The 14,107-nt window shown below is 65.6% G+C and carries 14 protein-coding genes; 4 read left to right on the forward strand and 10 right to left on the reverse strand.

Annotated elements, in window-relative coordinates:
- The first annotated feature begins 86 nt into the window (after nt 1-86).
- A complete protein-coding gene (locus tag CI41S_RS00405; protein ID WP_139856948.1) occupies nt 87-1,496 on the forward strand; it encodes a flavin monoamine oxidase family protein in 1,410 nt (469 codons plus the stop codon).
- A 213-nt stretch (nt 1,497-1,709) separates the two neighbouring features.
- Here CI41S_RS00405 and CI41S_RS00410 read toward each other — a convergent pair whose 3' ends face one another.
- From CI41S_RS00410 to pheS, 4 genes are all read right to left on the reverse strand, one after another.
- A complete protein-coding gene (locus CI41S_RS00410; RefSeq protein WP_139856949.1) occupies nt 1,710-2,654 on the reverse strand; it encodes an MBL fold metallo-hydrolase in 945 nt (314 codons plus the stop codon).
- A 38-nt stretch (nt 2,655-2,692) separates the two neighbouring features.
- On the reverse strand, nt 2,693-3,469 hold the full coding sequence (locus tag CI41S_RS00415; RefSeq protein WP_139856950.1) for a sulfite exporter TauE/SafE family protein: 777 nt from the start codon (nt 3,467-3,469) through the stop codon (nt 2,693-2,695).
- Between the two features lie 250 nt (nt 3,470-3,719).
- Nucleotides 3,720-6,128 carry a phenylalanine--tRNA ligase subunit beta gene (gene pheT, locus CI41S_RS00420; RefSeq protein WP_139856951.1) on the reverse strand — a complete coding sequence of 803 codons (2,409 nt, stop codon included), beginning with the start codon at nt 6,126-6,128 and terminating at the stop codon, nt 3,720-3,722.
- A gap of 97 nt (nt 6,129-6,225) precedes the next feature.
- Nucleotides 6,226-7,308, reverse strand: a complete 1,083-nt coding sequence (gene pheS, locus CI41S_RS00425) for a phenylalanine--tRNA ligase subunit alpha (protein ID WP_139856952.1) — start codon at nt 7,306-7,308, stop codon at nt 6,226-6,228.
- A 205-nt stretch (nt 7,309-7,513) separates the two neighbouring features.
- On the opposite strand from pheS, the gene CI41S_RS00430 reads away from it, so the two are divergent.
- Nucleotides 7,514-7,924, forward strand: a complete 411-nt coding sequence (locus CI41S_RS00430; RefSeq protein WP_139856953.1) for a hypothetical protein — start codon at nt 7,514-7,516, stop codon at nt 7,922-7,924.
- Nucleotides 7,925-7,938: 14 nt separating this feature from the next.
- Here the strand turns inward: CI41S_RS00430 and rplT are convergent, their stop codons facing one another.
- The 3 genes from rplT to infC all read right to left on the reverse strand — a co-directional run bounded on the left by rplT (nt 7,939) and on the right by infC (nt 9,493).
- Nucleotides 7,939-8,298, reverse strand: a complete 360-nt coding sequence (gene rplT / locus CI41S_RS00435; RefSeq protein ID WP_139856954.1) for a 50S ribosomal protein L20 — start codon at nt 8,296-8,298, stop codon at nt 7,939-7,941.
- A 75-nt stretch (nt 8,299-8,373) separates the two neighbouring features.
- On the reverse strand, nt 8,374-8,574 hold the full coding sequence (gene rpmI / locus CI41S_RS00440) for a 50S ribosomal protein L35 (protein WP_008539890.1): 201 nt from the start codon (nt 8,572-8,574) through the stop codon (nt 8,374-8,376).
- Nucleotides 8,575-8,953: 379 nt separating this feature from the next.
- Complete coding sequence (infC, locus tag CI41S_RS00445; protein WP_139479437.1) at nt 8,954-9,493, reverse strand: translation initiation factor IF-3; 540 nt, start codon at nt 9,491-9,493, stop codon at nt 8,954-8,956.
- Between the two features lie 230 nt (nt 9,494-9,723).
- On the opposite strand from infC, the gene CI41S_RS00450 reads away from it, so the two are divergent.
- Nucleotides 9,724-10,536 carry an alpha/beta hydrolase gene (locus CI41S_RS00450; RefSeq protein ID WP_139856955.1) on the forward strand — a complete coding sequence of 271 codons (813 nt, stop codon included), beginning with the start codon at nt 9,724-9,726 and terminating at the stop codon, nt 10,534-10,536.
- Between the two features lie 126 nt (nt 10,537-10,662).
- Nucleotides 10,663-11,130 carry a nuclear transport factor 2 family protein gene (locus tag CI41S_RS00455; RefSeq protein ID WP_139856956.1) on the forward strand — a complete coding sequence of 156 codons (468 nt, stop codon included), beginning with the start codon at nt 10,663-10,665 and terminating at the stop codon, nt 11,128-11,130.
- A gap of 104 nt (nt 11,131-11,234) precedes the next feature.
- Here the strand turns inward: CI41S_RS00455 and CI41S_RS00460 are convergent, their stop codons facing one another.
- Genes CI41S_RS00460 through CI41S_RS00470 form a run of 3 tightly spaced genes read right to left on the reverse strand, consistent with a single transcriptional unit; the run spans nt 11,235 to nt 13,895 of the window.
- Entirely contained in the window at nt 11,235-12,032 is a 798-nt protein-coding gene (locus tag CI41S_RS00460) for an acyl-CoA thioesterase domain-containing protein (protein WP_139856957.1), read from the reverse strand.
- 34 nt (nt 12,033-12,066) lie between these two features.
- A complete protein-coding gene (gene queG, locus CI41S_RS00465; protein ID WP_139856958.1) occupies nt 12,067-13,254 on the reverse strand; it encodes a tRNA epoxyqueuosine(34) reductase QueG in 1,188 nt (395 codons plus the stop codon).
- A complete protein-coding gene (locus tag CI41S_RS00470) occupies nt 13,203-13,895 on the reverse strand; it encodes a glutathione S-transferase family protein (RefSeq protein ID WP_139856959.1) in 693 nt (230 codons plus the stop codon). The genes queG and CI41S_RS00470 overlap by 52 nt, the downstream gene beginning before the upstream one ends.
- Nucleotides 13,896-14,107 lie beyond the last annotated feature (212 nt).

A 14,107-nucleotide genomic window follows, 5' to 3' on the forward strand; every position in this document is an offset into this window, starting at 1 on the left:
GTTGCTGCGGTCGGTGAGATGCGGCACAGTTCGCGAAGCGTTCTCATTCGCTGGAAGTCCCCGGAAACCATGCCAGAAAAAACACCATGCACATGACCCGCCGCGATTTCCTGTCGGCATCCGCAGGGCTCGCGCTGGTACCTGCGCTGGGCGGCCGGGTCGTTGCTGCGCCAGTGCCGCGCGAGGCCGACATCGTCGTGATCGGCGCCGGTGCCGCCGGCGTTGCCGCGGCGCGGCGGATCGCTGCGGCCAATCGCAAGGTGATCGTGGTGGAGGCATCCGGGCAGATCGGCGGACGCTGCCAGACCGATGCGTCGAGCTTCGGCGTGCCGTTCGATCGCGGCGCGCGCTGGATGCACAATCCCGAGACCAATCCGATGATCCGCCTCGCCCGCGCGGCCGGCCTTGAGATCGTTACCGCGCCGGCGGGCCAGAAGATCCGCATCGGCCGGCGCTACGCCCGTCCGGGCGAGACCGAGGAGTTTCTGGCGGCGCTGGTGCGCACCAACCGCGCCATCGACGACGCTTCGCGCAAGGCCGATATCGCTTGCGCCGCGGCGCTGCCGAAGGACCTCGGCGACTGGACCGGCACCGCGGAATTCCTGCTCGGCGCCGGCTTCAGCGGCAAGGATCTGAAAGATGTCTCCGCCGTCGACAAGGTGCGCGCGCAGGATCGCAACACGGCGATCGGGTGCCGCCAGGGGCTCGGCGCGCTGGTCGCAAAGCTCGGCGAGCAGCTGCCGGTTTCGCTGTCGACGGCGGCGCAGCGCATTTCGTGGAGCAACCGCGACGTGATGGTCGAGACGCCCTCGGGCAAGATCACCGCGCGCGCCGCCATCATCACCGTATCGAGCAACGTGCTCGCCAGCGGCAACATCAAGTTCGCGCCCGAGCTGCCGAAGCGTGCGCTCGATGCCGCCGCCAAGCTGAGCCTCGGCAGCTATGACCGCATCGCGCTGCAACTCCCCGGCAACCCACTCGGCCTGTCGCGCGACGACGTCATCGTGGAGCAGAGCAATTCGACGAAGACGGCGCTGCTCTACGGCAATATCGGCGGCACCTCGCTGTGCACGATCGATATCGGCGGCTCGTTCGGGCGCGATCTCTCCGCGCAGGGCGAGAAGGCGATGACGGCGTTTGCGGTGGAATGGCTGACCAAGCTCTACGGCAGCGAGGCCGGCGCGGCGGTGAAGAAGACCAGCGTCACGCGCTGGAACGCTTCGCCCTTCATCCTCGGCGCGATGTCGGCCGCCGTCCCCGGGGCGCAACAATCGCGCAAGATCCTGAGCGAGCCGATCGGCTGCGTCTATCTCGCGGGCGAGGCCACGCATGAGACACTGTGGGGCACCGTCGACGGCGCCTGGGAAAGCGGCGAACGCGCCGCCGACGCTGCGCTGCGCCGGATTGGTGCGATCAGGGACACGACCCCGGAGCCCGCGCCGGCTGCGAAGCCGCGCCGGCGCACGCCGCGCCACCCTGCCGGGCCGATGAACTGAGGTCGTGGTCGGGTGCGCCTGTCGCGCGCATGCAGGGACGACGGTGAGTTAGGTTTCGCATCGCTCGCCAAATAACCGGTGTCATCACCCGCGCATGCGGGTGATCCAGTATTCCAGAGGCAGTCATTGTTAGGCCGATAGGCCGCGGCGTACTGGATCGCCCGGTCGAGCCGGGCGATGACAGTTGTGGATGGGATACAGCCGGCCGCCGCCTCACACCGGCAGCCTGAGCTCCATCAGATCCTTTGCCACGACGATCCGGCCGGTGAAATTCTTCTTCACGTCCCGCGTCCAGTCGTCGTCGGTGACCTGCGGATCGTCGCCGGGCACGAAATGGCTCATCACCAGCATCTTGACGTTGGCGGCGGCGGCGATGCGGCCGACGTCTTCGGTCGAGGTGTGGCTATCGAGCAGATGCTTCTTCAGCGTCGCGCCGTTCTTGGTGGTCGCCACCAGGCGATCGACCGCGGGGACGTAGAGGCATTCGTGCACCAGCACGTCGGCGCCTTTTGCAAACTCGGCGAGCTTCGGGTTGTAGGCAGTGTCGCTGGAGAACACGATGACGCCGTCGGGCGTCTCGAACTTGTAGGCGAAGTTGTCGACGATCGGCGGATGCGGCGTGCGGAAGGCGGTGACGGTGACATCGGATGTCTTCAGCACCACGCCGTCATCGGCGATGTCCTTCGCGATCAAGAGCGTGCGCGGGTCGGGGCGGCCCTCGTCCTCGATCCGGGTCTCGACGTCGACCTTGTTGAGCTCCCAATACGCCCTGGTCATCGCCTCGATGCCCTTGGGGCCGAACGAATGGATCGGCGTTTTCAGGCCGGCGGCCCAGGCGTTGTAGAACAGATTGCCGTATTCGAGGTTGTGATCGGAATGGTGATGGCCGATGAAGATGTATTTCACCGACGGGATCGGCACGCCGGCGCGCACCAGCTGACGGCTGACGCCCATGCCACAGTCGATCACGAATGGGGTATCGCCAACGACGACGAGATTGGCCGGATTGGAGGCGCCGGTGCCGACCCGCGGCCCGCCCTTGGTGCCGAGAAACACGATGCGCGTGCGCGGCTTGGCGTCTTGCGCGCGCACCGCCGGCGCCGCGAGCATGGCGGCGCTGCCGAGCGCCAGTTTCAATGCGTTGCGGCGATCGATCATCGGTGGCTCCCTGGGCTTGTTCTCGGTTGAGAGCGACCCTAACCGCCGCGCAGGATGCCATCAAGCGCCGGCAATCCGACGATGACGGCAGCGGCGATCAGCGCATAGCAGATCGCGCGAAACACCCTTTCGCTCGCTTTGCCGAACAGCGCGGCGCCGAACCAGACCCCGATGCCGTAGACCGGACCAACGATCAGTGAGAATTTCACCGACTCGAGCGTGATCAGTCCGGTGAACCAGTAGCTGATCAGCGAGAAGAAGTCCGAGGCGCCGAAGAACAGCACGATATTGGCGCGCGAGACCACGGAGGAGATCGGGCGGCCGAGCCAGTAAGCGACGATCGGCGGGCCGCCGGTTTGCGCCAGGCCGCTGCAGAAGCCGGACAAGCCGCCGACGCCGACCGAGAGCGCCGGGTGCTCCTTGCCGTGATAGCGCCACCCCGACAGCAGCAGCACCAGCAGCGCCGCGACGAAGGCGGAGATGATCCAGCGCGTGGTGACGGGCTCGAGCACGGTGAGGAAATAGGTCCCGATGGGAACGCCGACCAGCGCACCGGCCACCATGACCGCGGTCGCCTTGCGGTCGGCATGCTTCCACGCATTCGGCAGCAGCGGCGTTGCCGCGACGAAGTCGATGAGGAGCAGCAGTGCCGCCACCAGCCGCGGCCCTGCGACGCTGCTCGCCAGCGGCATGAAGATCAGCGCCGAGCCGAAGCCGGAAAAGCCGCGCGCGGTGCCGGAGACAAAGGCGATGGTGCAGATCGCAAGCGCGATCTGGGTCGAGAGGTCGGAGGGGATGAGGTTGAGGGAGGTCATGCGGAGTGAAAACGTGAGGCTCGGTCTGCGGACTACGCGCTCGTACGCGCTTCAAATACGACCGCAACCTTATCAGACCCGTCATCCTGAGGCGCGCGCCCGGCGGCGCTGTTGCGCCGCTGGGCGAGCCTCGAAGGATGAATCGGCCCCAGCCGGGCCGTCGACCCTTCGAGGGCCGCTGAAGAAGCGGCCACCTCAGGGTGACGGTGATAGATTAGGTGATAGGTGTCGTCGCCCTGCCGTAGCCCCATCACCCCCGCAGCGTGCCGCCGGTCTTCTTCGTCACTTCGGCGACGATCCTAGCCGCGACGGCGTCGATTTCCTGGTCGGTCATGGTCTTGTCGCGCGGCTGCATCGTCACCGCGATCGCGATCGACTTCTTGTCGGGATCGATGCCCTTGCCTTCGTAGACGTCGAACACGGTCACGCCCGTGATCAGCTTCTTGTCGAGGTTCTGCACGGTGCGGACGATGTCGCCGGCCTTGACGGTGCGGTCGACGATGAAGGCGAAGTCGCGCGACACGGGCTGGAACGTCGAGAGGTCGATCAGCGGTTTTGCGCGGGTCGCCCTCTGCTTGGCCTCCGGAATCCGCTCCAGGATCACCTCGAACACGATCATCGGGCCGTCGACGCCGAGCGCCTCGGCGGCGCGTGGATGCAGCTCGCCGAAATAGCCGAGCACGTTCTGCGGACCGATCTGGATGGTGCCGGAGCGGCCCGGGTGCAGCCAGGCCGGCCCGCCCGGCACGATCTGCAACGCCTGCATCGGCGCGCCGGCGGCCGCCAGCACGGCGAAGGCGTCGGCCTTGGCGTCCATCGCATCCGCGGCCGCAGAGCCGGTCCAGTGCCGTCCAAGTCCCTTCGACGAGGCATCGCCGTGGCGCACGCCGGAGGCGGCCACGAGCTGGTCCTCCGGCCGGTCACCGCGGAACACCTGACCGACCTCGAATAGCGCGAGGTCAGGATAGCCGCGGTTGACGTTGGCTTGCGCCGCCGCGACGAGGCCGGGCACCAGGCTCGGGCGCATGTCGGACAGGTCGGCCGCGATCGGGTTCGCCAGCACCAGCTCCGCCTGGCCGCCGCCGAACAGTTTTGCCGCGTCATTGGTGATGAACGACCAGGTCACCGCCTCGACCAGGCCGCGCGCACCGAGCGCGCGCTTGGCGCGGCGGGTGCGCTGCTGGATCGGCGTCAGCACTGGCTTGCGCGGCTCCTCGCCGCGATCGAACGGCGTCATCGGCACCTTGTCGACGCCGACAATGCGCACGATCTCCTCGACGATGTCGGCCTTGCCCTGCACGTCGGTGCGCCAGGACGGGATCGCGATCTTCACCACCGGGCCGGCGCCCGCCAGCATGAAGCCGAGCCGGGTCAGGATCAGCTTGACCTCGACCAGCGGCACCTCGATGCCGGCGAGCCGCTTCACCTCGCTGAGCGGGAAGTCGATCACGCGGTCCTCGCCGAACTGTTTTCCCACCACGACGTTCTCGGACGGCGTGCCGCCGCACAGATCGAGCACCATCCTGGTGGCGAGCTCGAGCCCGGGCACCATGAAGGCGGGATCGACGCCGCGCTCGAAGCGGTAGCGGGCATCGGAGTTGATGCCGAGCTTGCGGCCGGTCTGGGCGATATTGATCTCGTTCCACAGCGCCGATTCGATCAGCACATCGGTGGTGTTCTCGTCGCAGCCCGAGGCCTCGCCGCCCATAATGCCGGCGAGCGATTCGACGCCGTGCTCGTCGGCGATGACGCAGATGTTGCTGTCGAGCGTGTAGGTGCGGCCGTCGAGCGCGAGCAGCGTCTCGCCATCCCTGGCGCGGCGGACCGTGAGGTTGCCCTGCACCTTCTTGGCGTCGAACACGTGCAATGGGCGGGCGCGGTCGTAGGTCATGAAGTTGGTGATGTCGACCAGCGCGTTGATCGGCCGCAACCCGATCGCGGTCAACCGCTGCTGCAGCCATTCCGGCGACGGGCCGTTCTTCACCCCGCGCACCAGGCGCAGCGCGAAGCCGGGGCAGAGCGTCGGGTCTTCCACCGTCACCTGCACCGGGCAGGGAAATTCGCCCTTGATCGGCCTGATTCCGGGATCCTTGAACTTGCCCATGTCGGCGGCGGAGAGATCGCGCGCGATGCCGTGCACGCCGGTGCAGTCCTGCCGGTTCGGCGTCAGATTGATCTCGATGACGGGGTCGCCGAGCCTCGCCCATTCGACAAAGCCCCTGCCGACCGGCGCATCCGCCGGCAGCTCCATGATGCCGTCGTGATCTTCCGAGAGCTGCAGCTCGGCCGCCGAGCACAGCATGCCGCGGCTCTCGACGCCTCTGATAGTGCCAACGCCGAGCGTGATGTTCTTGCCCGGGATGTAGGTGCCGGGCGGCGAGAACACGCTGATCAGCCCGGCGCGCGCATTCGGCGCACCGCACACCACCTGCACCGGCGCCCCGCCGTCGCCGGTGTCGACCATGCAGACGCGCAGCCGATCGGCATTCGGATGCTGCTCGGCCGAAATCACCCGCGCAATGGTGAACGGCGCCAGCGCCTTCGCCTTGTCCTCGATGTTCTCGACCTCGAGCCCGATCATGGTGAGCTTCTCGGCGAGCTTGTCGAGCGGCTCATCGGTCTCGAGATGTTCCTTCAGCCAGGAGAGGGTGAACTTCACGGCCGCATGCCTCGGTTCTTGTTGGTGGTGACTAGATGACTTGCGCCGACGGAGGGGACGGAGAGAGTCTTCGCAATGTCGCGTCCACGCGCCGGCATCACGTGCTCAATCCCCCGGCGATCGTCGGGATCTCCAGCGGCTTGAAGCCGTAGTGGTTGAGCCAGCGGACGTCGTTTTCGAACATCTGCCTGAGATCGGCGATGCCGTATTTCAGCATCGCGATGCGGTCGATGCCCATGCCCCAGGCAAAGCCCTGGTAGACGTCGGGATCGAGGTTGCAGGCGCGCAGCACGTTCGGGTGCACCATGCCGCAGCCGAGGATCTCCATCCAGTCCTCGCCCTCGCCGAAGCGGATCTCGCCCTTGTCGCGGCGGCACTGGATGTCGACCTCGAGCGACGGCTCGGTGAACGGGAAGAACGACGGCCGGAACCGCATGTTGATGTGGTCGACCTCGAAGAACGCCTTGCAGAACTCGTGCAGGATCCATTTGAGGTGGCCGAGATGCGAGCCCTTGTCGATCACGAGACCCTCGACCTGATGGAATTGCGGCGTGTGGGTCGCGTCCGAATCGATGCGGTAGGTGCGGCCCGGGCAGATTACGCGGATCGGCGGCTTCTGCGTGAGCATGGTGCGCACCTGCACCGGCGAGGTGTGGGTGCGCAACAGCATGCGCGAGCCGTCCTCCTTCGGATTGAAGAAAAAGGTGTCGTGCATCTCGCGCGCGGGATGGCCGATCGGGAAGTTCAGTTTTGTGAAGTTGTAGTCGTCGGTCTCGATGTCCGGACCCTCGGCGACCGCAAAGCCCATGTCGGCGAAGATGGTGGTGAGCTCGTCCCAGACCTGGCTCAGCGGATGGATGCGGCCGGCATCCGCCGGCGTGTCGCGCAGCGGCAGCGTAACGTCGATGGTCTCGGCGGCGAGGCGGGCATCCAGCGCGGCTGCTTTGAGCACGTCGCGCCGCGTCGCGAGCGCCTGCGTCACCGCATCCTTGGCGAGGTTGATCTTGGCGCCTTCGGTCTTGCGCTCGTCCGGCGACATTTTGCCCAGCGTCGCAAGGAGCGCGGAGATCGAGCCCTTCTTGCCGAGGGAGGCGACGCGCACCGCCTCGAGGGCGGCCTCGTCGGAGGCGGCGGCGATCTGGTCGAGGATGGATTTTTCGAGCGTTGCGAGGTCCGACACGGGTCAATTCCTGCTTTGAGCGGCGCACGATCCGATCGGAAAACCGGGAGCCATTTGTCCGGATCGTGCTGCCAAATTCGGGCTGGGTTGTCGCCGCCCGAAGGCGGTAACGTCAAGCAAAAAGCCGGTCATTTCGGGCCGGCGAGCGGGCCGGTTGAACCCCCTCGCGGCGCGATGGGACCAAAGGGGGAAGAGGAGATTTGCGATGCACTTGCGGTCCTGGCTGGCTGGCCTTGCCGTCGTCCTGTCGCTCGCCGCGTCTCCGGCACATGCGGCGGTCTGCATGAACACGTCGATGACGCTGGATGCCATCGTCGAGGCCATCAACGCCACCAAGGGATGCGCGGCGGCGCTGAAACTATTCACGGACTGCGCATTCGGCGCGAGCGGCGACGTCCAGCTCGGCGAGGCCGTCGAGAAGAAGTGCGAGGCGGACTTCCTGTCCGGCCTGAAGGGCGCGCAGAAGAAGACCTATGCGGGCGAACTCGGCCGCTGTGATCGCAAATACCGCAACGAGAGCGGCACCATGTACCGCTCGTTCACGGCATTCTGCCGGGCCGAGGTGTCACAGCGCTATTCGCAGAAGGCGCTGAAAGCGGGCCTAAAGGCCCGCTAAAGGGGCGCGAGAGATCAGGCAGCCAGCGCGGCCTTGGCCTTCTCGGCGATCGCCTGGAACGCAGCCGGCTCGGCGATGGCGAGATCCGACAGCACCTTGCGGTCGACGACGATGCCCGACTTGGACAGGCCGTTGATAAACACGCTGTAGGTCATGCCGAACGGACGGACGGCGGCGTTGATGCGCTGGATCCAGAGCGCGCGGAAGGTGCGCTTCTTGCGCTTGCGGTCGCGGAAGGCGTACTGGCCGGCCTTTTCGACCGCCTGCTTGGCGACGCGGATCGTGTTCTTGCGGCGGCCGTAATAGCCCTTGGCGGCCTTGTAGACTTTCTTGTGCTTGGCGTGAGCGGTCACACCGCGTTTGACGCGAGACATGACGGAAATCCTTGAGATCTATGAAGTGATGACGGGGGCCTCGCGCGGACGCGGGCCGGTTTCAAGCAGCTGCGATCAGGCGTTCGGCAAGAAGTACTTCTTGACGTTGTCGCCGTCGGTCTTGAACAGCACGCGGGTGCCGCGGAGCTGACGGATCTGCTTCTTGGTCCGCTTGATCATGCCGTGGCGCTTGCCGCGCTGGGCGTGCATGACTTTGCCGGTGGCCGTCACCTTGAAGCGCTTTTTAGCGCCCGATTTGGTCTTCAACTTGGGCATTTGGCTCTCCTGTCGCACAGCACGAAAATCGCCCCAAGAGGCGTTCGGCCGGCTAAAATGCTCGTTAGAGCGTTGATAGTGCTAAAGTTTTTCCCGAATTGGAAGTACCTGCACTGAACGTCGCCACGGCAGCCCTTGATCAGCCGGGCGGCGAAGGCCCGGCTTATGACAGAGGATCGGCAGTTTGGCAACGTTTGCGTAGTTGATCTACGGAACCGTAGCCCGGATGGAGCGAAAGCGTAATCCGGGGCAGTCCATCCGCGGGGGCACCGTCCCGGATTGCGCTGCGCTTCATCCGGGCTACTGCTCCCGTCTCAGAAACGAAACAGCCCGCCGATTGGCGGGCCGCTCCATTCTCGGCAATCCGACTAACGCGAACCTAGCGCGGCGCCAGCACCATCACGACCTGGCGGCCTTCGAACCTTGCGTCCTGCTCGACCTTGGCGAACTCGGCGACATCGGCCTTCACCTTGTCGAGAAGCTTGGTGCCGATCTCCTGGTGCGCCATCTCACGACCGCGGTAGCGCAAGGTGATCTTGACCTTGTCGCCTTCCTCGAAGAAGCGCTGCATAGCGCGCATCTTCACGTCATAGTCGTGATCGTCGATCATCGGGCGGAGCTTGATCTCCTTGATCTCGACGACCTTCTGCTTCTTGCGGGCTTCGGCGGCCTTCTTCTGCGCGGAATATTTGTACTTGCCGTAGTCCATGATCTTGCAGACCGGCGGACTGGTGTTCGGCGAAATCTCGACGAGATCCATGCCAGCTTCCATGGCCATCTTGATGGCCACCATTGTCTCGACGGTGCCTTTGTTGACACCATCCTGATCGATCAGCTGGATCTGCGCGTTGCGGATGTCATCATTGGTGCGCGGCCCATCTTTGGCGACTGCGGGCGGGGCTCTATTGGGACGGCGAATGGGTAACTCTCCAAAGTTGTGAAAGGGAAGGCGGATATTTTGTAGCAAGACGTTGCAACGGGCAAGCGAACTCGCTGATTACGCGGCAAAACCGTCAAATGCGAGGCATTTTGGCCACGCACGGCACATATAGCGGGTGCGCGCACTCCGCAAGGCGTCGGACGCAGCCGTTGACCGGTGCCAGCGGACGATTGAAAACCAAATCCCTGACACCCGAGTGACCGACCCAAATGACTGAGCCGACAACCCAAACTGCCGCAGCCAACCAGGAACCCGCTTTCATTGAGGTCGGCGAGGGCGATCACAAGCGGCGGATCGCGGTGCGCGCCCGCGCCGCCCGCGGCCCGGGGAGCCCCGGGCTGGTCTGGCTCGGCGGGTTCAAGTCCGACATGCAGGGCACCAAGGCGCTCGCGCTCGATGCCTGGGCCGCCGAGCACGGCCGCAGCTCGGTCCGGTTCGACTATTCCGGCCATGGCGAATCCTCCGGGGATTTTGCCGACGGCACGATCGGCCGCTGGCTCGAGGAGAGTGTCGCGGTGTTTACGCAATTCTGCCGCGGGCCGCAGGTGCTGATCGGTTCCTCGATGGGCGGCTGGATGGCGCTGCTCTTGGCACGCGAGATCGCGCGGCGCGGAGAGGGGCAGGCCTCGCTCGCCGGCCTGGTGCTGATCGCGCCGGCACCTGATTTCACCGAGGAACTGATGTGGAAGGGCTTTTCGCCCGAGATCCGCGCCGAGATCGAGACCAAGGGCCTCTGGCTGCGGCCGTCGGACTACGGCGACGGCTCGCCCTACCCGATCACCCGCGCCTTGATCGAGGAAGGCCGCAATCATCTGCTGCTCGGCAGCAAGATCGATGTCGGCTGCCCGGTGCGCATCCTGCAGGGCGCGCAGGATCCGGACGTGCCGTGGAAGCACGCGTTCGCGCTGGTGCACCGGCTGCCGGCCGAGGACGTGGTGCTGACCATGATCCAGGACGGCGACCACCGCCTGTCGCGCCCGCAGGACATCGCGCGGATCATCGCCGCGGTGGCGGAGATCTAGCCACGCCGGGCCCTTCGAGACGGCCGCTTCGCGGCCTCCTCAGGGTGACGGCTACGGATAAAGACGTCATCCTGAGGAGCGCGTAGCGCGTCTCGAAGGATGGCCGCAAGCGAGGGAGAAGCGTCAATGGAAACCACCAAGATGCTGCGCGCGTTCTGCGACGCGGTCGAGCAGCGCGACGGCAAGGCGTTTGCAAAACTGTTCAGCGAGGACGGCGTCTATCACGACGTGTTTTACGGCGCGTTCAAGGGCCACGAACGAATCGCCGAGATGATCGACGACTGGTTCTACCGGACCGCGACCGATTTCCGCTGGGACATGCACGATCCCGTCACCGACGGCACGACGCTCTACGCTCGCTACACCTTCAGCTATCGCTCGACCCTGCCGGAGGCGAAGGGCGCCCGTGCGATGTTCGAGGGCGTCGCGATCCTGCGGCTGCGGGACGGCAGGATCGCGGAATATCATGAGGTCGCCAACACCGCGCCGGCGTTCGTCGACCTGAATTTTGCGCCGGAGCGGATTGCCAAGATCGTCGGCAAGCAGGGCGCCGAGCTGCGGGCGCGGCCGGAGATGAAGCGGCATCTGGCCTAGTAATTCACCGTCATTGCGAGGAGCCGAGCGACGAAGCAATCCATCGGTCCGCATACGCGGAAGCATGGATTGCTTCGCTTCGCTCGCAATGACGGCGGGAGAACTTACGGCGGCGGCGGATTGGTCATCGGCCGGCGCTGCGCCAGCGCGGCGACCGTCGAGGTGCCGATCCGGCCCTGCTCGTCGTAGAGCCAGCACTCGCCGATCGCGACGCCATCGCTCGCGTGGTGGTTCACCACCTCGAAGCCGATCCACCGCGTCACCGGCAGGCGGTGCAGATAGATCGTGACGTCGCTGTTGATGTAGCCGAGCCCCTGGTCGCCGGCATTTGCAAACGGGCTGGCGAAATCCGCACCCGTCGCGACATGGACGAACGGCGTCATCGGAACGCCCTCGACCAACTCGCGCACCTCGCTCATCCAGAGCCGGCGCGCGCCGAGCGAGCCCATGTGGCCGATGATCGGCCGCGTCTCCCATTTGCCGTTCATGCCGAGCCGGGGATCGGCCGGCTTCGGAATGTCCGATGGTGGCGGTACCTTCCAGTTGGGCGGCGACCAGACATTGCCCGGTGCATTTTTCGTCCGGCGCAACAACTGGCAGGAGGCGCGCGCCATGCTGGTGCCGCCGGAAAAGAATTCGGCCTCGATCAGCTTGATGCGCATGCCGTCGCGCACCAGCTTCGTCGTCACCTCGATCGGCGTCGTGATGTTGGGCAGCCGGAACATGTCGACCGTCAGCCGCGCGGGCACGAAATCGTCGGAGCCGTGGCGCTCCTCGATGACGAAGGCGAGCAGGCCGATCACGACGCGGCCGTGCAGGGATTCCGGACTCCACGGTCCGTTGGCAACCGGTGTCGGCATGAAGCCATTGCCGTGCCTTAAGAAGAAGGGCTGGTTTTTCATGGTCGGTGACCATGAGGGGAACGGCGCGCTGAAATCAAGAGGCGGCCGCGCGCCACTCCTGCTGCACCGTCACGTCGGGCTCGCCGCCGGCCCGCGCCGCCAGCGCGGCAAACTCGTCGCGCGGCATCAGTTGCGACAATGCCCACACCGCGGCGCCGCGCACCAACGGACTTGCGTCATCGAGCAATCGCCGCGCTTCACCGGCGAGATCGGCATCGCCGGAGTTGCCGATCGCGATCAGCACGTTGCGGATGAAGCGGTCGCGGCCGATGCGCTTGACCGGGGACTTCGTGAACAGCGCGCGGAAGGCGGCATCATCGAGCCGCGCGAGATCGGCCAGCGCGGGCGCACGCAACGCCTCGCGCGCCGCGAGCTTCTGCTCGCGTCCCTCTTGCGCGAACTTGTTCCACGGGCAGACGGCGAGGCAATCGTCGCAGCCATAGATGCGGTTGCCGATGCTTTTACGGAATTCGTGCGGGATCGGGCCCTTGTTCTCGATCGTCAGATATGAGATGCAGCGCCGCGCATCGAGCCGGTAGGGGGCGGGAAACGCCGCGGTCGGGCAGATGTCCTGGCAGGCGCGGCAGCTGCCGCAATAGTCGGCCTCGCCTTCATCGCGCGGCAGTTCGGTCGCGGAATAGATCGCGCCGAGAAACAGCCACGAGCCGAATTCGCGCGAGACAAGGTTCGTGTGCTTGCCCTGCCAGCCGACGCCCGCGCTCTGCGCCAGCGGCTTCTCCATCACGGCGGCGGTGTCGACGAACACCTTGACGTCGTCGCCGCTGATGGCGGCGAGCCAGCGCGCCAGAATCTTCAGCCGCTTCTTGATGACGTCGTGATAGTCATCGCCCTGCGCATAGACCGAGATCGCTCCGCGGTCGCGGTGCGCGAGAATATTCAGCGGATCATCATCAGGTCCGTAATTGACGCCGAGCATGACGATCGAGCGCACGCCGCCCCACAGTGCGCGCGGATCGGTGCGGCGCTCGGGGCTGTTCGCGAGCCAGTCCATGTCGCCATGACCGCCGCTGCCGAGGAATTCGAGAAAATGCTTGCCGGCCTCTGCGATCGCATCCGGATCGGTGACGCCGATCGCATCGAAGCCGAGGGCGCGCGCCTCGCGGACCAGCGCGGCCTTGAGATCTGAGGGAGAGAGCCTGACCGCCTGGTTCAGAAGTCGAGGTCCACATAGGTGCGCGACGCCGGCACCCCCGCCAGCCATTCGCTGAGCAGCGGGCGGAACGACGGGCGGGATTTCACCCGCGCGTACCACGACTTTGCCGCGTCGTCCTCGCTCCATGGCACGTCGCCCAAATAGTCGATCGCCGAAAGATGCGCTGCGGCGGCGAGATCCGCGTAGGTCAGGCGGTCGCCGGCCAGATAGTTCCGCGTCTTCGCCAGCCAGCCGATATAGGTCAGATGATAGCGCACATTGACCTTGGCCGCGCGCATGACGTCGGGCGCCGGCGGCCCGCCGCCATTGTCCTCGCTCATGAAGCGCTTGTAGATTCGCTCGGTCACCAGCGGGTTGGAGGCTTCCTCGAAGAACTTTTCGTTGAACCAGGCCATCAGCCGGCGCACTTCGACGCGCTCGGCCATCGAGGTCGGCAGCAGCCGACGTTCGCCGGCATCGAGCCCGTGCGCCTCGTCAACATATTCCGCGATGATCGCGGCCTGCGGAATCGGCGGAAAGCCCTCCGCGATCAGCACCGGCGTGGTGGCCGCCGGATTGAGCGCCAAAAACGCCTCGCGCCGCTCCCAGACCCGCTCCTCCACAAGGCGAAGATCGAGGCCGTACTCGCCGAGCACGAGGCGGATGAATCGCGAATGCGGACAGAACGGATGGTGATACAGCGTATACATGAAGCCCTTGGTAGTTTCGCGCGCTTAAGAAACCATCAACCTGTGTGCAGCTTGAACCTGTGACTCGGCCAGTGAACTAACTTGTCACTTGGCCGGCGTGCCCGATCATCTCTATGTCGCGTCATCGCGCGAACCGGTAGCCTCCCGCATGCAGGATGCGGGTCACAAAAACGCTATAGCCCAGCAAATCGATCAGGCAACCACTTGTTTGC

Origin of the sequence: Bradyrhizobium ivorense, from assembly GCF_900696085.1 — a bacterium.
GTDB lineage: Bacteria > Pseudomonadota > Alphaproteobacteria > Rhizobiales > Xanthobacteraceae > Bradyrhizobium > Bradyrhizobium ivorense.

Bases quoted from the DNA above. Each gene is read 5' to 3' on its own strand.
- CI41S_RS00405 (WP_139856948.1), top strand. From the start codon at position 87: ATGCACATGACCCGCCGCGATTTCCTGTCGGCATCCGCAGGGCTCGCG.
- CI41S_RS00410 (WP_139856949.1), bottom strand. From the start codon at position 2,654: ATGATCGATCGCCGCAACGCATTGAAACTGGCGCTCGGCAGCGCCGCC.
- CI41S_RS00415 (WP_139856950.1), bottom strand. From the start codon at position 3,469: ATGACCTCCCTCAACCTCATCCCCTCCGACCTCTCGACCCAGATCGCG.
- CI41S_RS00430 (WP_139856953.1), top strand. From the start codon at position 7,514: ATGCACTTGCGGTCCTGGCTGGCTGGCCTTGCCGTCGTCCTGTCGCTC.
- rplT (WP_139856954.1), bottom strand. From the start codon at position 8,298: ATGTCTCGCGTCAAACGCGGTGTGACCGCTCACGCCAAGCACAAGAAA.
- rpmI (WP_008539890.1), bottom strand. From the start codon at position 8,574: ATGCCCAAGTTGAAGACCAAATCGGGCGCTAAAAAGCGCTTCAAGGTG.
- CI41S_RS00450 (WP_139856955.1), top strand. From the start codon at position 9,724: ATGACTGAGCCGACAACCCAAACTGCCGCAGCCAACCAGGAACCCGCT.
- CI41S_RS00455 (WP_139856956.1), top strand. From the start codon at position 10,663: ATGGAAACCACCAAGATGCTGCGCGCGTTCTGCGACGCGGTCGAGCAG.
- CI41S_RS00460 (WP_139856957.1), bottom strand. From the start codon at position 12,032: ATGAAAAACCAGCCCTTCTTCTTAAGGCACGGCAATGGCTTCATGCCG.
- queG (WP_139856958.1), bottom strand. From the start codon at position 13,254: ATGGCTGGCGGGGGTGCCGGCGTCGCGCACCTATGTGGACCTCGACTT.
- CI41S_RS00470 (WP_139856959.1), bottom strand. From the start codon at position 13,895: ATGTATACGCTGTATCACCATCCGTTCTGTCCGCATTCGCGATTCATC.